The 18,315-nt window shown below is 51.3% G+C and carries 18 protein-coding genes; 9 read left to right on the plus strand and 9 right to left on the minus strand.

All coding sequences use genetic code 11. From position 1 onward, the window contains the following. Positions 1–33: 33 nt before the first annotated feature. Positions 34–960, minus strand: coding sequence for a 50S ribosomal protein L11 methyltransferase (locus GM557_RS04660; protein ID WP_099027355.1), 927 nt, complete (start codon positions 958–960; stop codon positions 34–36). Further along, entirely contained in the window at positions 957–3,188 is a 2,232-nt protein-coding gene (locus GM557_RS04665) for an ATP-dependent helicase (RefSeq protein WP_370513428.1), read from the minus strand. Before GM557_RS04665 ends, GM557_RS04660 begins: the two co-directional genes overlap by 4 nt. Before the next feature lie 96 nt (positions 3,189–3,284). On the opposite strand from GM557_RS04665, the gene GM557_RS04670 reads away from it, so the two are divergent. Both GM557_RS04670 and GM557_RS04675 read left to right on the plus strand, forming a co-directional pair. Then, complete coding sequence (locus GM557_RS04670; protein ID WP_155573156.1) at positions 3,285–3,908, plus strand: JAB domain-containing protein; 624 nt, start codon at positions 3,285–3,287, stop codon at positions 3,906–3,908. A 30-nt stretch (positions 3,909–3,938) separates the two neighbouring features. Continuing rightward, positions 3,939–4,559, plus strand: coding sequence for a RadC family protein (locus GM557_RS04675; RefSeq protein WP_155573157.1), 621 nt, complete (start codon positions 3,939–3,941; stop codon positions 4,557–4,559). A gap of 30 nt (positions 4,560–4,589) precedes the next feature. Here GM557_RS04675 and GM557_RS04680 read toward each other — a convergent pair whose 3' ends face one another. From GM557_RS04680 to rpmE, 4 genes are all read right to left on the minus strand, one after another. Further along, positions 4,590–5,726: a 5-(carboxyamino)imidazole ribonucleotide synthase gene (locus GM557_RS04680; RefSeq protein ID WP_155573158.1), complete on the minus strand. Its 1,137-nt coding sequence runs from the start codon at positions 5,724–5,726 to the stop codon at positions 4,590–4,592. Further along, entirely contained in the window at positions 5,726–6,217 is a 492-nt protein-coding gene (gene purE / locus GM557_RS04685; protein ID WP_155573159.1) for a 5-(carboxyamino)imidazole ribonucleotide mutase, read from the minus strand. The genes GM557_RS04680 and purE overlap by 1 nt, the downstream gene beginning before the upstream one ends. A 3-nt stretch (positions 6,218–6,220) precedes the next feature. Next, positions 6,221–6,832, minus strand: coding sequence for a DUF1013 domain-containing protein (locus tag GM557_RS04690; RefSeq protein ID WP_155573160.1), 612 nt, complete (start codon positions 6,830–6,832; stop codon positions 6,221–6,223). A 262-nt stretch (positions 6,833–7,094) separates the two neighbouring features. After that, a complete protein-coding gene (rpmE, locus tag GM557_RS04695) occupies positions 7,095–7,322 on the minus strand; it encodes a 50S ribosomal protein L31 (protein ID WP_099027348.1) in 228 nt (75 codons plus the stop codon). Between the two features lie 232 nt (positions 7,323–7,554). On the opposite strand from rpmE, the gene mscL reads away from it, so the two are divergent. Continuing rightward, positions 7,555–8,007, plus strand: coding sequence for a large-conductance mechanosensitive channel protein MscL (gene mscL / locus GM557_RS04700; RefSeq protein WP_155573161.1), 453 nt, complete (start codon positions 7,555–7,557; stop codon positions 8,005–8,007). After that, entirely contained in the window at positions 8,004–8,342 is a 339-nt protein-coding gene (locus tag GM557_RS04705) for a hypothetical protein (RefSeq protein ID WP_155573162.1), read from the plus strand. The genes mscL and GM557_RS04705 overlap by 4 nt, the downstream gene beginning before the upstream one ends. A 75-nt stretch (positions 8,343–8,417) precedes the next feature. Here GM557_RS04705 and secF read toward each other — a convergent pair whose 3' ends face one another. Then, entirely contained in the window at positions 8,418–9,347 is a 930-nt protein-coding gene (gene secF, locus GM557_RS04710) for a protein translocase subunit SecF (protein ID WP_155573163.1), read from the minus strand. 5 nt (positions 9,348–9,352) lie between these two features. After that, positions 9,353–10,891, minus strand: a complete 1,539-nt coding sequence (gene secD, locus GM557_RS04715) for a protein translocase subunit SecD (RefSeq protein WP_155573164.1) — start codon at positions 10,889–10,891, stop codon at positions 9,353–9,355. Positions 10,892–11,061: 170 nt separating this feature from the next. Between secD and GM557_RS04720 the strand changes: the two genes are divergently transcribed. Together GM557_RS04720 and GM557_RS04725 are read left to right on the plus strand one after the other, a co-directional pair. After that, positions 11,062–12,045, plus strand: coding sequence for a Gfo/Idh/MocA family protein (locus tag GM557_RS04720; RefSeq protein WP_155573165.1), 984 nt, complete (start codon positions 11,062–11,064; stop codon positions 12,043–12,045). 32 nt (positions 12,046–12,077) lie between these two features. Continuing rightward, a complete protein-coding gene (locus GM557_RS04725; protein WP_196424610.1) occupies positions 12,078–12,500 on the plus strand; it encodes a superinfection immunity protein in 423 nt (140 codons plus the stop codon). Positions 12,501–12,519: 19 nt separating this feature from the next. Here the strand turns inward: GM557_RS04725 and GM557_RS04730 are convergent, their stop codons facing one another. Then, positions 12,520–14,337, minus strand: coding sequence for an ABC-F family ATP-binding cassette domain-containing protein (locus GM557_RS04730; RefSeq protein WP_155573166.1), 1,818 nt, complete (start codon positions 14,335–14,337; stop codon positions 12,520–12,522). 133 nt (positions 14,338–14,470) lie between these two features. Between GM557_RS04730 and cydD the strand changes: the two genes are divergently transcribed. The 3 genes from cydD (at position 14,471) to GM557_RS04745 (ending at position 18,283) form a co-directional block, all read left to right on the plus strand. Continuing rightward, entirely contained in the window at positions 14,471–16,168 is a 1,698-nt protein-coding gene (gene cydD / locus GM557_RS04735; protein WP_155573167.1) for a thiol reductant ABC exporter subunit CydD, read from the plus strand. Continuing rightward, a complete protein-coding gene (gene cydC / locus GM557_RS04740) occupies positions 16,165–17,805 on the plus strand; it encodes a thiol reductant ABC exporter subunit CydC (RefSeq protein ID WP_155573168.1) in 1,641 nt (546 codons plus the stop codon). The genes cydD and cydC overlap by 4 nt, the downstream gene beginning before the upstream one ends. 61 nt (positions 17,806–17,866) lie before the next feature. Then, entirely contained in the window at positions 17,867–18,283 is a 417-nt protein-coding gene (locus GM557_RS04745; protein WP_155573169.1) for an OmpA family protein, read from the plus strand. The last annotated feature ends 32 nt before the right edge of the window (positions 18,284–18,315 follow it).

Below are 18,315 nucleotides of genomic sequence, written 5' to 3' on the forward strand. Positions count from 1 at the left end.
AGGGGCACCATGCAGATAGGAGAAAGGATTCGCTTAAAAAGGTTTGCGGAGGACGAGGGTGCTCCAAGCACCTTCTTTTAGATGATGTTCTAAAACCAGCCCTTGGCGTTGATGAGCGACAAGAACCATGCGCGCTTGCGTGGTGAGCAGCCCAGCAAGGATGGCCGTACCCCCTTTTTGTAAATGGTAGGCTAAATCCTTGGCCATACGGCATAGTGGGCGGGCGAGGATATTGGCAAAAACAAGGTCGTAAGGGGCTTTTTTGCGCACGCTCTCGGTTAGCCAGCCATTGCCGAAGCGGCACTCTAATAACGGCCCCAATTTATTTAACCGTGCATTAGAGGCCGCCACACGGACAGACCAAGGCTCAATATCCACCGCTAAAACGGGGCGATGGAACAGCCGCGCAGCAGCCATTGCAAGAATCCCAGAGCCGCAGCCCATATCTAAAATATGTTGTGGTTTGCGGTACGCAATGCGTTCTAAAGCGCGCAGGCATCCACGCGTAGAGCCATGCTCGCCAGAGCCAAAAGCAATCCCGGCATCTAAGGTGATATTCAGCCGGTTGCGCGCCGCCTTATCTTTTAAATGTGTTCCACGAATACAAAAACGCCGCCCGACATATTGAGGAGGAAAGGCCTCTTGTGTGCGGGCTAACCACCCTTCTGCCTCCGTTTCCCGCCGGAGGAGCGGGGCCTCAACACCTGTCATAGCACGGACAAGGGCGAGGCCATTTTCTAATTCATCTTCATTCTTGCCGCGTTCTTTAACGGCCTCTAACCGCCAATAGCGTTGCTCATCATCTTCCTCAAACATCCCGACTGTATCGCACACCCCGAGGAGAACTTGCTCAAAAAGTGGAACATGTGCTTCCTCCACCACAATGGAGAGGGTCTCCAACATACGCGCATGGCGTGTGCCAATATGGGATGGGGCGATGGGGCTTTGTTTTGCCTTCATGATACGACCTTTACAAAACCGGCCATGATGCGTTTTAGGCCGACATCTTCAAAATTAACGGAGAGTCGCTCCCCTTCAACACCAATGACCACGCCTTCACCATAGCGGCTATGCTGCACAGTCGCCCCAAGGGGAATGGTAGGACGGTTGGAGAGGGCCTCTGGTCTATAACGACTAGAGGAGGGAGACCTGCTCATGTTGGCCTGAGCTTGGCGTGCAAAAAAGGAACCGGGACGCGGATTATGGCGCGCAGGGCTATGCCGTTTAATATGCTTATCGGGTAGTTCTTCAATAAACCGGCTAGGGATGGAATCTTGCCAATTTGCATAAATACGCCGGCTTGCAGCATGGAGGATAATTGCCCGCTCCCGCGCACGGGTAAGCCCAACATAAGCAAGGCGGCGTTCTTCCTCCAAAGCGCGATTGCCCCCTTCATCCAATGAGCGTTGAGAGGGGAAAATCCCTTCCTCCCAACCGGGAAGGAACACGGTAGGAAACTCCAATCCCTTAGCGGCATGGAGTGTCATAAGGCTTACTTTGTCGCGTTCTTCTTGGAGGGTATCGCTCTCCATAACGAGAGCAATATGCTCTAAGAAGGCCTCCATCGTGGGGAACTCCCCAATGGCGCGGAGAAGCTCACCTATATTATCCAAGCGTCCAGCGGCTTCTACTGTTTTGGGGTCATCACGCCACATCGTGAGGTAGCCGCTCTCTTCTAAGATAGTCTCGGTTGCGACTACATGCCCCTCTTTGGCAACAATCTTTCGTGCTTTCTCCAAAGCCGCGAGTAGCTCGGCTAATGTAGCGGCAGATTTCCCTTTGATGAGCTTATGCTCAATTTGTTGTTGGAGGGTCTGTTGGAGAGAGCGTCCCGCTTCGCGCGCAGTAAGGCGCAGGCGGGAGAGTGCCACGTTACCAAAGCCACGTTTGGGAAGATTAACGATGCGCTCAAAAGCGAGGTCGTCTAACGGGTAAAGAACGGCCCGCATATAGGCAATCGCATCGCGGATTTCAGCCCGCTCATAAAAGCGAAGGCCCCCGATGATTTGATACGGAATCCCCATGCGCATGAGGGCTTCCTCAAAAGGACGCGTCTGGAAGCCAGCGCGCATCAAAATAGCCATATCTCCATAAGCCTGCCCCTCTTGATGGAGGGTCTGAATACGCATCCCCACAATACGGGCTTCATCATCGGAATCAGGCGTGCTGATGACCTCTACTAACTCTCCCTCATCACTCTCTAAACCGGGGCGGAGGGTTTTGCCCAACCGGTCCTCATTATGGGCAATGATATGAGAGGCAGCACTAAGGATGCGCGGTGTAGAGCGGTAATTTTGCTCTAGCCGAATGATACGCGCACCGGGAAAATCGTTCTCAAACCGCAGAATATTAGCAATTTCTGCCCCGCGCCAAGAATAGATGGATTGGTCATCATCCCCCACGCAAGCGATGTTTGCAGGATCGCCGTCAGGATGTTTGGCTAATAAACGTAGCCATAGATATTGGATGGCGTTTGTATCTTGATACTCATCCACCAAAATATAGCGGAAACGATGGTGATATTGAGCAAGAACATCGGGATGCTGACGGAAGATGGTCACCATATGGAGCATTAAATCGCCGAAATCGCAGGCATTAAGCTCTTTTAGTCGGGCTTGATACGCTGCATAAATCGCACGCGCTTGCCCATTAGCGAGGTCCGTATCATGTGCGGCGGTAATCTCCTCCGGGAGGAGGGCTTTATCCTTCCATAACTGGATTTGGTGCATCAGCTGGGCAGGGGGCCAGCGTTTGAGGTCCAGCTTCCAAGGTTCCATCACTTGCTTGAGCAAGCGTAGTTGGTCATCAGCATCAAGAATGGTAAAGCTGCGCTCTAGCCCAACGCGGGGGGCGTGCTGGCGGAGCATACGCGCACAAAGGGAGTGGAACGTCCCTAACCAAAGCCCTTCGACCGGTTTATCCAAAATCACGCTAATGCGCTCGCGCATTTCTTTCGCGGCTTTATTGGTAAAGGTCACGGCCAGAATCTGCTCCGGCCAAGCGCGCTGTTGGAGCAGAATATGAGCAAAGCGCGTTGTTAACACACGGGTTTTGCCCGTTCCCGCACCGGCGAGAATCAGCAAGGGGCCTTCTGTTGTCTCTACAGCAAGGCGTTGCTCTGCGTTTAGCCCAACGAGATAATCAGGCTCGGAGGGCGAAAGACGGGGGGAAAAAAGATCATCAACCACAATTATCTGATATAATGCGATCATCCTCTAATAGCTAGGACATAACCGCAGATTGTGAGTAAAGTAGCACCTTCTAAATCAGGACATAGGGCCCGTATGCGCGAGCGTATTCTGGCCTATGGGGCGGAAACACTTGCAGATTATGAGCTATTAGAGGTGCTTCTTTTTTATGCCATACCGAGGCGAGATACAAAGCCGCAGGCTAAAGCTTTGCTCGCCCGCTTTGGGACAATAGGCAAATTGCTACAAGTTGCGCCAGATTCTTTAAAAGATGCGGGAATGAGTGAGAAGGCGATTGCGCTCCTTCAACTGCCTATCATAGCAGCGCGCGCCCTTGTGGAGCATGATGGTGATGCACCTTTGCAATTAAGTAATAGTGATGCCTTGATGCGTTATGCCCAAGGGGCGTTGCAGCATGTTTCCACGCAAACGATTAGCTTATTATGTTTGGATAGTAATAATAGGCTTATTGTGGAAAAGGAGTTGCCTAAACAAAGACAGATAAACACAATGCACCGTCTCATTGCTTGTATTCTTCTGGAGTGTCATGCTACAGCGGTAATTATTATCTATTACCATCCTCAGGCCCCCGCTACGGCTTTAGCGGCAGATGCACGGGGGTTGAAGCAGGCCTTATCGGCTTTAGATATTACGGTGCATGAGGGTATGTTAATCGCGCCAGATTGGCATGTTAGTATGAGTGAGGCTGGGTTATTATAAAAAGTGTCTCATCCGACAAGTCTTAAACATATGGCCTCCCCACAGAGAGACGATATCTTTGCTGAGATTGCGTCTCTCATCTTCACAGCGGAAGATGCACAGCAGGGTTTAACCTCTTATCTCATCGCACATTATGAATCATTTGCTGATTTATTATGCACTCCAACAATAAACTGGGAAAAATTACCGCGAGAAACGGTAGCTCTGCCTGTTTTATGTGCGATAGTGAAGGAGCTAGCCCATCGTTATAGTCGGGCCTTATTGCCAGAGGGGGACCTGCTAAAACATCCAGAATTACTCTATGATTATTTGATGATTCATATGGCGCGGGAGCGTGTAGAGCAGTTCCGGCTTTTATTTCTTGATAAACACCATCGTCTTATTTTGGATGAAATACAAACGCGGGGCACAATTAATCACGCACCGGTTTACCCGCGGGAGGTCGCAAAACGCTGCATAGAGTTAAATGCCTTTGGTCTTATTATGGTGCATAACCACCCATCGGGCCAAGTTATGCCTTCTAAGAAGGATGTCATCATGACCCAATCGATGGAGAGGGCCTTGCAGGTTGTAGAGGTCTCTGTGGTAGATCATCTCATTGTAACGCGTAAGGCCTTAACGAGCTTCCGTCAGCTTGGCTTACTTTCTTGAGAGATGATCTACCATCTATCTCTTACTGAATTAGGCCGAAAGGATAGGCTTATAATGCTGTAAGACCATAGCACCAGGTAATCCACCGCGTGGGAAGATGCGGTTTACATGGCCCATCTTACGGCCCGGGCGGGCATCTTCTTTACCATAAAGATGGAGAGAGGCATTTTCCTCCGCTACAATCTCTGGCAGGAGGGCCATATCTTCAGGGCCAATGAGATTATGCATATACACATCAGAATGACGCCGAGGCGGAGGGAGCGGTAACCCTGCAACCGCGCGTATATGCATCTCAAATTGATCCACCAGACAGGCATTCATCGTCCAATGGCCAGAATTATGAGGGCGAGGGGCAATCTCATTAACAAGGAGCTTGCCATTTTTATCTTCAAAAAGTTCTACCCCCATAATGCCGATTAAACCTAGTTTTTCAGCAAGCTGTGCAGCGAGTTTTTGCGCCTCCTCAGCTAAGGCAGGCATGATAGGGGCAGGGACGATGGAGACGCGTAAAATCCCTTCACGATGGTGATTTTCAGCTACATCAAAACACCGGACAGTCCCATCATGACCGCGCACGACCATGACGCTTATCTCCCGTGCGAAATCAATATACTGCTCGGCAACGAGGGGGTAAGGGAGGGTATCAGCTTGGCGTAATAGAGCCTGAAACGCCTCCTCATCTGGAAGGCGGAATTGCCCTTTACCGTCATACCCGAAGCGGGTTGTCTTTAAAATACATGGGAAGCCGAAGGAGGCTAGTGCTGTGAGGTCTTCAGTCCCTTTGATTTCATGCCATGGGGCGACAGGTAAACCATAAGAACCCAACATTGTTTTTTCAGCAATGCGGTCCTGACTGGTCTCCAAAATATGCCCTGAAGGGTGAACAGGGCAAAAACGTGCTAAATGTTTTAAGCCGCTGGCACTGATATTCTCAAACTCAAAACTAATGACATCACAGCTCTGGGCGAAGTTCTCTAAGCATGAAGGGTCATCATAAGAGCCGATCGTTACTTTGGCAGATGTCTCCGCCGCTGGGCTGGGGGCTGTGTTGGAGAGGATATGGACCTTATAGCCAAGCCGCGCCGCAGCCATAGCGGACATGCGGCCGAGCTGCCCGCCCCCTACGATGCCAATCCATGCGCTGGGTTGTAAGGGCTGCTGTGCCATTAAACGGGGACCTCCGCGACTGAAGCTGTTTGAGCCTCTCTATAAGCAATAAGGCGTTTGGCTAACTCTGTATCAGAGAGGGCCAGAACAGACGCCGCTAGCAAAGCCGCATTAACAGCCCCTGCACGACCAATCGCTAAAGTTCCAACAGGGATACCAGCAGGCATTTGGACGATGGAGAGCAAGCTATCTTGCCCTTTTAGGCTTCGACTTTCGACCGGTACACCAAAGACAGGTAGGCTTGTCCAAGCGGCACACATACCCGGGAGATGAGCCGCACCACCTGCCCCGGCGATAATCACCTTCAGCCCCTTATCATGGGCCGATTTCGCGTATGAAGCGAGGCGGTCCGGGGTCCGATGGGCGGAGACGATACGCGCCTCGTAAGGGATGGCGAGCTTCTCTAGCAGCTCGCACCCATGGCGCATTGTCTCCCAATCGGACTGACTACCCATAATCACACCCACTAAGGGGGCTGCGCTATCCGTCATGCCTTAAAGACCGTCATGTGATTCATCAGGGGTCGCGAAAAGACGGTTCGGGTCGTCTTCATGAGGTGTATCCTGCAATGCCGTCCCTTCACGGACGAGGCGATCATTAGCTGCTTGTACGGCTGCGTTGAGGTCAGTTTGTGTGCAAAGACCAAGAATGACAGGGTCACGCGGTTTGATATTGGGGCTGTTCCAATGTTCGCGGTTACGAATCTTTGCGATTGTATCCTTCGTTGTCCCCAATAGCCGGACGATTTGTGTATCGTTAAGCTGGGGGAATTGGCGCAGAATGAAGGCAATCGCATCGGGCCGGTCATGCCGCTTTGCCACAGGGGTGTACCGAGCACCTTTTGCACGGCGTGCCACAGGGTTGGGCGCGGCCTTCAATTTTAGACGTGCAGAGGCGTTGCCCTCGCAGCGTTTAATCTCAGCCTCGGTCAGTTGATTATTTTTAATGGGGTCGTACCCGTTGATGCTCCCGCCCACTTCACCATCTGCAATGGCCTGAATCTCTAACGGGTGCATCCCGCAAAAGACAGCAATTTGCTCAAAAGTGAGGGCGGTTTTCTCAATAAGCCACACAGCGGTAGCTTTGGGCATTAACGGTAGGGTCATGTTAACGCGGTCCTTTTGCAGAATGGTAGAAGGTCCGGCATTTGGCAAGCCCGGGCCACTCTGAAAAAGAATCACCCGCCACCCAAAAAGAGGCGGTGCCTGCATAATGCACGACAGTGACGCTACCATGCGTTAGGACGGGGGGAACGTCAAGCAGAGAAATTACGAGAGGAGAGTGCTGGGCCTTTATAATATGAAAAACCCTCTATTTCCGTGGGAAAGAGAGGGTCTCACATCATATCATCTTATAAAGATGACCGTTTTACTTCTTGATATTACCGATACCAGAGAAACGCTTGTTGAACTTAGCAACCTGCCCCCCTGTATCGAGAATACGCTGTACGCCTGTCCAAGCGGGATGGGTCTTGGGGTCGATATCAAGGCGTAGCGTAGCACCAGGCTCGCCATAGCAGGAGCGGGTTTTATATTCGCTGCCATCAGCCATCACGACTGTGATTTCATGATAGTCGGGGTGGATGCCGGATTTCATAATATTTCCTGAACCTAAAAGAAAGAAACTCCGATGCCGACCGGAGCAGACGCAGCCCTCTTACAGGATTTTTTCTATAAAATAAAGCGCGTTTCCTTTCTTTTTATGGGGTTCTTATGAGGAAGGTCGCTTGTGGTTTTGGCGAACATATACAATATGTCTCCCCATTGTTTTACGCCTTTATGGGCATAGGCTTGTTGGGGCGTTCCACTTTAAGGATTAGGTTAGGTTTATGAGTCGGATTAAGACGCCCGGTTGGGTTGCTGATTTCCAGAAGTTCATCATGCGTGGCAATGTTATGGATCTTGCCATTGGTGTTGTCGTTGGTGCAGCTTTTACGGGAATTGTAAATAGTGCCGTCAAGGATATGCTGACCCCTATTTTGGGGTGTCTAACAGGTGGTGTGGATTTCTCCAATATTTTTATCACCATAAAAGGACCTGTGAAGGATACTTTGGCAGAGGCGCAAAAAGCCGGATCTGTGACCATTAATGTTGGTTTGTTCCTTAATGCAGTGATTCAATTCTTAATCATTGCCTTCTTTGTCTTTTGGGCCATGAGATTGATTAGTAAATTGCATCGTAAAGAGGACGCTAAACCAGTTGCTCCGCCAGCACCTAGCCAAGAGGAAATCCTGCTGACGGAAATCCGTGACATTTTAGCTGGGCGTTCTTCCGACAAATGAGCCGTTTTCTTCCCTCCCTTATGCTTAAGCGTGGGGTAATGCTAAGCGTTGCCCTTTTTGCAAGTAGCCTTATTGGGGTTGGTCATGCTGATGACGCACCCTTTGGGGTGCCCATCTCTCCCAACGCGCATCTTTATTCCTATTTTGTGATTAATGGGATGGCGCGTGGTGCCTTTATGCTTGGCAAGTTACGGCAAAAAGATATGTCAACGCTCATTCAAATAGATGAGGCCACACGCAAGGCGGTTCTTCATAATATGAATGCTCAAACAATCCGCTCAGACTTTCAGGCAGATCAAGTTCTTGCGCGTTATTTGGAGCTTATCCCACGCTAAGTTGTTTGGATGAGAGCCTATTAAAAAAGGGAGGCCTTGTGAGCCTCCCTTTGTATATGTCGCGCTAGTTTTTACTTAGCTCGTTTTGCGTAAGCGTTTTTGCCCCATTAACAGCAAGAGTGGGGCTGCGATAAAGATAGAGGATGATGTCCCTACCACAATGCCAAAGAGCATCACTGTAGCAAAGCCTGTAAGTGTACTCCCCCCAAAGAGGGCGAGGGGCAGTGCGGCGAGGAAGACCGTCATAGAGGTACCCAAAGTGCGATTGAGAGTCTCATTGATGGAGAGGTCTAACAAATCCCGTAAAGGCATGGTGCGGTACTTACGCAGATTTTCCCGTACGCGGTCATACACAACCACTTTATCATTCGTAGAATAGCCGAGGATGGTCAAAAGAGCGGCGACCATCACAAGGTCAAACTCAAAACGTGAGATGACAAGAAAGCCAATCGTTTTGGTAAGGTCCAAAATCAAGGTAATGACCGCACTAAGGGCGAACTCACGCTCAAAGCGGAACCAGATATAGATAAGAATCATACCCAAACTAAAAAGCAGGGCTAAAACACCATCACGAAATAATTCAGAGGAGACAGAGCCACCAACAGCATCAGCACGTTGAATCTGCACACCGGGGACAGCCTGCACAATTACTGAGCGGACATGATCGACCAGCTTTTGGGTGACATGCTCATCTTCTCCACCGCGTGGGAGATTGATAGCAATGCGGATATCCTGCGGGGACCCGAAGGTCTGTACGGAGGCCGCATCAACCTGCCCAGCTTTGAGGATAGCCCGCATATGGGCAGGGTCCTCTGCGGTGGGGGAGTGTGTCTCTACAATGACACCGCCGCGGAAGTCCAAGCCGAGATTCAATCCCGGTTCAAAGAACAACACAAGGGAGGCGATAGAGAGCAATGCAGAGATGATTAAGCCCGCATGACGGCCACGCATAAAGTGGATCTGACGGTCATCACGCACGAAACGAAGAAGAGGACGAGAAAACATGATGATTAGACCGGCAATTCTTGTGGACGTTTATGCGCATACCACCGAATGATAAGCATGCGCGAGACAATAAGGGTTGTGAACAGCGTTGTGGCAATACCGATGGTGATGGTGAGTGCGAAGTTACGCACCGCCCCTGTCCCAAAGACAAAGAGCATCACATGGGCAAGAAACGCGGTGGCGTTACTATCGATGATGGTCCCTGTCGCGCGTTGGAAGCCAACCTGCAATGCTTGGAGTGGCTTACGCCCAAGGCGTACTTCCTCTCGGATACGCTCGTTAATGAGGATGTTCGCATCCACAGCCATACCAAGTGTGAGGAGAATACCGGCCATACCCGGTAGGGTCAGTGTTGCTTCAAAGAGTGACAGCACAGCCAAGATAAGCACCAAGTTGGCAAACAGAGCTATATCAGCATAGAAGCCAAACCGGGCGTAAAAGAGGAGCATAAATAGCACAACGAGGATGAAGCCAGCGGCGAGGCTGATAATCCCAGCATGGATGGAGGCTGCCCCGAGGCTTGGGCCGATGCTGCGTTGCTCCACCACGGTAAGCGGTGCAGGGAGAGCCCCAGCGCGGAGCAACAACGCCAAGTCTGAAGCAGAACGTGCGGAGAAGCTTCCTGTGATGATGCCTTGCCCTGCTGTGATGGGGCCATTAATGACGGGGCTGGTTAGGATACGGCCATCAAGCACAATGGCGAATGGCTTGCCAACATTGGCCGTGGTGATGCGGGCGAAATCCTCCGCACCTTTATTATCGAACTTTAAAGCAACAACCCATTGATTCTCGCTCATAGTTGCAGCAGCGTCAGCAAGGTTGGCCCCGTCAACGTCAATCTTATCTTCTACAGCAAGTTGCCCATGCCCATCTGCGAGCGGAAGTAAGGTGGTACCAGGCCCTGCATGGGTTAGGTCAGGGGAGAGGAGATGGAAGGTCATCCGCGCTGTTGTGCCGAGCAGAGCTTTAATACGTTGTGGATCGCTAATCCCCGGCAGCTCTAGGACGATGCGGTCTTCTCCTTCGCGCGCGATGCTAGGGTCAATAGCCCCGGTGCTATCAATACGGCGGCGGACAATCTCGATAGAGCGTGTTACGGCCTCCCGCGCACGGCTGCGGATGGAGTCTTTTGTCAGACTAATAACAAAAGACCCTCCTTTTTCCTCAAGAGTAAACTCTCCCGGTGTAGCGGCGATAAGCCCTTCTAAGGCTTGGCGGTCAGCATCACGCTCCATAAGGGCGCGTGGGGTGATGATGAGGCCGCTATGGGTATCATCACGCCGAATCTCACGATAGCCTAGATGAGCGTCTAATAGGCTTTGGCGGACTTGGCCCTCTAAAGACTGTAAACGGTCACGTTGAAGTGTCTGCGTATCAAGCTGCAATAGCAAGTAGGAACCGCCTCGTAAGTCGAGACCAAGATGCACTTGATGCCAAGGCAATGAGGGCCAAGGGGACTTTATAAAGTTAGGTAGGCAAAGCAGGGCAGCAATAAGGCAGACACCCGCCACGCCCAACATCCTGAGGCGGCTATAATACAACATAGGGGGTTCAAGAACCTCAAAAACGTTAATAATGGAGAGGCCAGAGGCCTACTGCACAGATGGTGCAAACCATGCCCTTTTAACGATTTTAATGCAACCATTATACATAGCCATGCTGTGCATGCAGCGGATGGCTTGTAAAATACGGCCTTATAGATATGGTGAACCCTATGATGGAAAAGCGGGTCCTTAATGTCGCAGTGGTGGGGGCTGGGTATTTTGGCCGCTTTCATGCTCTGCATTCAGCAAAACATGCACGAGAAGCTCTTATAGGGCTGTACGACTCTGATAATCTGCGGGCACAGGAGGTTGCGCGGGAGGTCGGGACGACTGTTTTTGAGGATTATGAAACAGTTTTACAGCAATGTGATGCGGTTATTATTGCCGCACCAGCGGAGGCGCATTACAGCCTAGCCCGTCAAGCTCTTGAAGCAGGATGTCATGTTCTTGTTGAGAAGCCCCTTGCCTCTACGCGGCAGGATGGAGAGGCTCTTGTCCGTTGTGCGGACGATAAAGGGTTAGTCCTGCAAGTAGGGCACCTTTTACGCTATTCAGCGGAATATGAGGCCATTAACACGCGCATTAAACATCCTCTTTATATAGAGGCAACACGCATTGCCCCATATAAATTGCGCGGGACGGATGTTTCCGTTGTGTTGGACCTTATGATTCATGATCTCGACCTCATCTTAGCGTTGGTTGAGAGTCCAATCCTGCATATTGATGCGATGGGAGCTGCTGTCTCTAGCACGCATGAGGATATTGCCAATGCGCGGGTACAATTTGCCAATGGTTGTGTAGCGTCTATCACAGCAAGCCGCATCTCGTTTAAAACAGAGCGGAAGATGCGTTTATTTAGCCAAGAAGGCTACCTCTCAGCCGATTTTACAAGCCGCACATTATCCTTTATTAACCGAAAAGAAGGTCTGATAATGCCGGGGAGCGGTGGCTTCCGGCGTCAGAGCGTGCAGTGGCGTGATCATGATAATTTGGCGGCCGAGCATGATGCGTTTGTTGCGTCTTGCTTAGATGGTAAGCCCGTTATTGTGGATGGAGACGCTGGCTTGCGTGCTTTGGATGCTGCTTTACGCGTTGGGGAAGACATGCAGCGCGCACGGCGGTTATTACAGAGTTCAGGCCTTTTATCTCATTAAATCTCTCCTTTGGAGAGGAAGGATTTTCTAGAATGAATGCGGTTGATTACTCTTACGCACATGTTGGTGGGTTAAATCCGTTTGTTAGCCTGCTCATTTTTGCCGTATTAATGCTCGCTTTGTTCGGGTTGTATTTTCTGCCGAGCGTGATTGCCCTCATCAGACGGCACCCGCAGAGATGGATACTCGTTGGACTAAACGTCTTATCAGGCTGGACGGGGCTGGGATGGATTGGCCTCTTGTTGTGGTCTTTGTGGCCGCGTGAGGAGCTTTTGGCAGTAAATCGGCGTTTAGCGTCATCTGGGCAGGATTGGGGCCCGTATCAAAACCGGGAACAATCTTTCGGCGGGCCGAGCCCAGCTGATGAGTTGGCCAAACTCGCCCAGCTCAAAGAACGCGGTGTTTTGAGCGAGGCTGAGTTCGAGCAAGCCAAAGGGCGGCTCCTGCATAAATAAAAGTGTAAGGGCTGGGTTGTTAGGATTCCAAACTCTCACGTTTGGCTTCTAACTCCAGCCATTGCTCCTCCGCTTCGCTGAGTTTTTTCTCAGTTTCAGCTAATATAGCCGTGATCTTCTCAAATCGTGCGGGGTCACGGCTATAAAGCTCTGGGTCAGCGAGGGCTTTGCGGCAAAGCATAGCGTCTTTCTCTAACGCCTCGATTGTGAGGGGGAGTTGGTCTAGCTCACGCTGCTCTTTATAGCTGAGTTTGTGCGTTGTCTTGTTGCTACGCGTAGGGGGAGCCTCTGCCTTCTCTTGCGATGAGGAAGTGGGAGCCGTTTTTTCCTGCCGCTCTTGTGGTGGGGTACCCTTGCGTTGGGCGAGCATATCGGAATAGCCACCAGCATATTCTATCCAACGGCCATCACCTTCCGCCACTAAGGTGGATGTCGCGAGACGGTCCAAAAAGTCACGGTCATGGCTTACGAGCAAGACAGTGCCCGTATAATCCCCGAGCATATCTTGGAGAAGGTCCAATGTTTCTAAGTCAAGGTCATTTGTTGGTTCATCAAGAACAAGCAAGTTAGACGGACGTGCAAGGGCCGCAGCAAGGGCAAGGCGGCCTCGCTCTCCCCCGGATAAATGGCTGACAGGTGTGCGTGCTTGCTCTGGGCGAAAGAGAAAGTCCTTCATATAACCGATGACGTGACGCTTCTCCGTACCAACCTGCACCATGTCGCCATGCCCATCGGTGAGGAAATGAGCCACCGTTTGGTCGCCTTCTAAAGCACTACGTTGTTGGTCCAGTGTGACCATCTGGATGGAGGGGCTACGGCGTATCTCGCCCTTTTGGGGCTCTAATGCGCCAATAAGAAGTTTAAGAAGGGTTGTTTTACCCGCACCATTGGCCCCGCAAACCCCTAGCCGGTCTCCTTTGCTTACTGTTAAAGTTAGGGAGTCTATGAGGGTTCGTTCCGGGTAGGACCAGCCAATATCTTCCGCAGCGATGACGATTTTACTCGTATTTTCTGCCTCATTGACTGCTAATTTGAGCGTTCCACGCTGACGGGAGGCGATATCGCGCCGCTCAGCTCGTAAGTCCGCAAGCTCTGCAACGCGCCGAACATTGCGTTTACGCCGCGCGGTGACGCCATAGCGCATCCAATCTTCTTCCCGTGCGATTTGACGGTCCAATTTATGAGCGGCGCGCTCAGCAAGTTCGATTTGCTCATCTCGCCATGATTCAAAATGGGAAAAATTAGCCTCTAAGCGTTGGGTTTTGCCTTGCTCCAACCATAAGACGGCACGGCATAATGTTTCTAAAAAGCGGCGGTCATGGCTGATGATAACCATTCCCGCTTGAGAGGCGAGGAGTTCTCGTTCTAACCAAGCAATGCAAGGGAGGTCTAAATGGTTAGTTGGCTCATCAAGGAGGAGAAGGTCAGGCTCGGAGGCCAAGGCGCGGGCGAGAGCACTACGCCGCGCTTCCCCGCCAGAGAGGGCAGAGCAACGCTCGCTACCATCCATTCCTAGTTCGCTGAGCATAGCGCGCGCTTTGTAATGAGCGGTTTCGTCTAAGCCAGAAGTGACGTAGTCAAAAACAGTCTGCCAAGCGGAGAGGTCAGGCTCTTGGGGGAGGTAATACACCTTCAACCCCGGTTGGAGAAAATGTTCCCCGCTATCTTGCTCCAGCTCCCCTGCGGCAATGCGGAGTAAAGTGGATTTACCAGAGCCATTACGCCCGACAAGGCATAGCCGCTCCCCCGGTTGGACGGAAAGCTCCGCACCATCCAGTAAAGGACGACCGCCGAGCGTGTAGCTGATATTTTGGAGATTCAAGATTGGTGCAGACATAGCTTTGATGTGCGCAAAAGAATGAAAATTTGCAACCTAAAACCGCCAAAAGGCAGAGAGAAAGATTTTCCCGATACAAAACTTATGCTTTGTTTGTTGTTCTTTTAAAGCCTTCCCTTGTATATGTCGCAGCATGAAGGCAGATAAGAAGATGCTAAAAGGCTGGGTACGGCAGCAAAATCGCGCTAATCGCTCGGCCACAATGAGTCTTGCCCTAATAGGGATGCTCAATGTTGTGACCGGTATGGTCTTAATGTGGAGCCTAGCGTCCATGCTCGCTACATGGCTTGCGGGCGGCCAACATGCCACACCGCATTCTATGGTGGTGCTTTTTATCATTGCCTCTCTCGTGCGTGTCTTTTTGGGGTATCTGCAAGAGACGCTTGCCCTTCATGCGGGGGAGACGGCCCGCAAACGTTTGCGGCGCAGCATAGTAGAGCGTTTTTTTGCACAAGGGCCATCTTTATTACGCCATCAGCATAGTGCAGCTCTTGCAGCGATGGTGACGGACCGCGTGGAAGCGTTGGAGGGCTATTTCGCCCGTTGGTTGCCAGCGTCCGCTTTGTGGGTTGTAGCGCAATGGTCTGTTGTTGTGGTGGTGTTTTGGCAGAACCATCATGCTGGCTATATCTTAGGCGCATGTTGCTTATTCTTACCCGTTTTCCAAGCTGTTTTTGGGATAGCCACGGCTATAGCTTCACGGCGGCAGATTTTAGCCCTTAATCGCTTACAAGTCCGCTTTTTAGACCGTATCCGTGGGATTGCCACCATCGTTCTCTCTGGCAATGCGGTAAAGGATTCAGAAGAACTTGGCCACGCAGCAGATGAGCTACGCCAAAGAACTATGAAAGTGCTGCGTGTTGCCTTCCTAACGTCTGCCTCAACGGACCTTGCCATGATTGTGGCTTTGATAGGGATTGTGATTGACCAACATCATAGGCTGCAACAGGGGTCTTTTTCATCAATAGAGAGCATTATTTTTGCCGTTTTGATGGTACCGGAAGCTTTCGCACCATTCCGTGCTTTATCCGCAGCTTATCAAGACCGGGCACAAATTACCCATAGCGGGGAGGCTTTGCAAAAACTTCCCGCTTTACAAGCATCAATCACGCCGGAGAGAATAAACTCTGCCGCGCCAGAGCGTACAAAGGCGGGAATCGCGTTGGATGTGCGGGACGTGTCTTATCGATGGGTGGAAGACCGACCACTTGCGTTGGACCATGTGAGTTTTCACTTAGAGCCGGGTCAGATTGCGCTTTTAACGGGGCCTTCTGGAGCGGGGAAGTCAACCCTCATAGAGGCGTTGCTTGGCTTTATTCGTCCGTTAGAAGGGCAGATTAGCCTTGGCGGTGTTGATATTCAGACCCTCCATCCTGCTGATGTAACACGTCAGATAAGTTGGATAGGGCAGAAACCCGTTCTTTTTGCAGGCTCATTGAAAGAGAATATCATGTTTGCCGCCCCTCATGCCTCGGAGGCGCAATTCCAAGCTGCGTTAGAGGCATCGGCGATTACGCATTACCTCCCCCTCTTGCCGGAAGGGGTGGAGACGCGCTTAGGGGAAGGGGGCTTCGGCCTCTCTGGTGGGCAGGCGCAGCGCATTGCGATTGCGCGCGCTTTTCTGAAAGATGCGCCGCTCCTGATTATGGATGAGCCTACAGCGCATCTCGACCCCGAGACCGAGGGTGATATTCTTACGGCTTTAAAGCCGCTATTGCAGGGTCGTACGGCAGTTATCTCCACCCATTCCCAGCAATTTCAAGGGATTGGTGAGAGGTACCATCTTCTTATGGAGCAGGGCCGGCTTACAGTGCAGGAGGGCCAGTCATGAAGCGGTTTTACCCTTTAATCAAAGTTTGGCAGGCCCGTTGGCTGCGCTTATTCATTGGGCTGATTTTGGCTGAACTCTCCATCTGCGCTGCATTTTTATTAATGGGGCAGACGGGATCTCGCTTGGGGTTAATCGCTACAGCAGGGGCGTTCGTCACATTTGGGCTGTTGCGCTGGGCGGGTTCGGCACGTCTCATCCTACGTTATGGAGAGCGGCTAGCGACGCATGATGCCACATTCCGCGTCTTGGCGGATATTCGTCTTTGGTTTTATCGGCGTCTAGCGCGGGGTGCGGCGGCAGGGTTGGGGTTTCGCCGTACTGGGGATTTACTCACCCGTCTCGTCTCCGATGTGCAAAGCCTCGATAGTCTTTACCTGCGGATTATTATCCCCTTAGCAACGGCGTTATTAAGCCTGCCGATTGTTATCTTTATCTGCCTGAAAGGCAGTATGCTGCTAGCGTTCAGCATTGCTATCATTTTTTGCCTGACAGCCTTTATCTTACCAGCCTTTATGGCACGTATGTCATATCGTTGGGGGCCTGTCTTGCAGCAGGCTCAATCAGAGATGAATAATCAAGCTCTTGAGCTGGTAAGCGGTATGAAGGAGCTTCGTATTTTTGGGCAAGAGGATGCCGCGAAGGCACGTCTTTTTGCCGCAGAGGAGGCCTTTTACCAAGCCCAACGCCAACAAAGCCGTGCTATGGCGCGGACTCATACGTTGGCTCTATTCCTTACACGCTTAGGAGTGATTTGCGCTCTAGGAGGCTGTGCAGGGTTGTTCTTCTCTAAAGAGCAAGCAGTGATAGGCATCACCGTACTCTTTGTTGTGATGACAGCTCTTGATAATATTGTGGACCTTCCGCGCGCTGGTCTTATTGCTGGGCAAGTATGCCATGCAGCAGAGCGCATTATAGAGGCGACAAAAATGCCCGCGTCTCAGCCGCCAGAAGGGGGTCGTCCTGCCCCTGAAGGGTATGAGATTACAGCAAAGGCTCTTTCCTTCGGCTGGTCGGAAGGCCGTAGCACACTCAAGAACATTAACTTCACCCTTCGCGAAGGGGAGCGAGTAGCTCTTATTGGTCCTTCCGGGGCCGGGAAGTCCAGCCTTGCTGCTTTGCTCTTAAAGGTTGTTTCGCCTCAAGAGGGGTGTCTTACCCTTGGTGGAGCTGACATTGCAGACATTAAAACCGAGATTGTGCGAGAGCGCATCGCATGGCTATCACAAGCGAGCCATTTATTTGATGATACAATCCGCGCTAATCTGCTCTTAGGGCGCGAAGCTCCATCAGATGAAGTGATATGGGCGGCGTTAGAGCAAGCGCAGATAGCTGATTTTGTACGCTCTTTACCTGATGGATTGGAGAGTTGGGTTGGTGAAAATGGCTCTCAATTATCAGGTGGGCAGGGGCGGCGTATTGCTTTGGCACGGGTGTTGCTCTCTAACGCTCCCATCTTAATTCTTGATGAACCCTGCACAGGGCTGGATATCGATACAGAGCGGGCCTTTCTCAAGACGTTGAACCAACTAGACCGCTCCCGCACTATTCTGCTAATCACACATCGTTTGACAGGTATAGAGCAGCTCGATCGCTTATGGACCCTTCAGGATGGTCTATTGACATCCCATATCCCATAAGGAACAGACTGTTACCCTGTAATTGGGGAGGAAACTCCCACTGAATGAGAAGGACGCTCCCATGAGGAAGATTTCTGCTTTTATACGTCAGTTGGCTCCTATGGGGACGGCCTCGCTCTTGGCCGTTACTGTGCTAGCTGGCTGCGCGTCTCATCCCCCGCGGAATGACTATGTCGTCTTTTTTGACACAGAATCCGTCAAGCCGAGTGCAACGGGTGTAGCTATTATCGCGAATGCGGTGAAAGATGCTCGCAAACGGCACATCTCTCAATTTACCGTTTCTGGCTCTGCTGGGAAAATGGGTGATGATGATGTGTTGAAGAAGCTCGCTGAGGCGCGTGCTGATAAGGTTATCGCCCTTTTACAGGCTGATGGCGTTAACCCAACAGACATCCATAAAGTACCTTTTACACCGTCCAGCCTTGAGGATTCTCGTGTGGCTTTTCGGCGTGTGACGATTCACCTTGGTAAGAATTGATTTCTACTAAGGCTCAAAATGTAGTGGGAGGG

The organism is Bombella sp. ESL0385 (assembly GCF_009725755.1).
Taxonomy (GTDB): domain Bacteria; phylum Pseudomonadota; class Alphaproteobacteria; order Acetobacterales; family Acetobacteraceae; genus Bombella; species Bombella pollinis.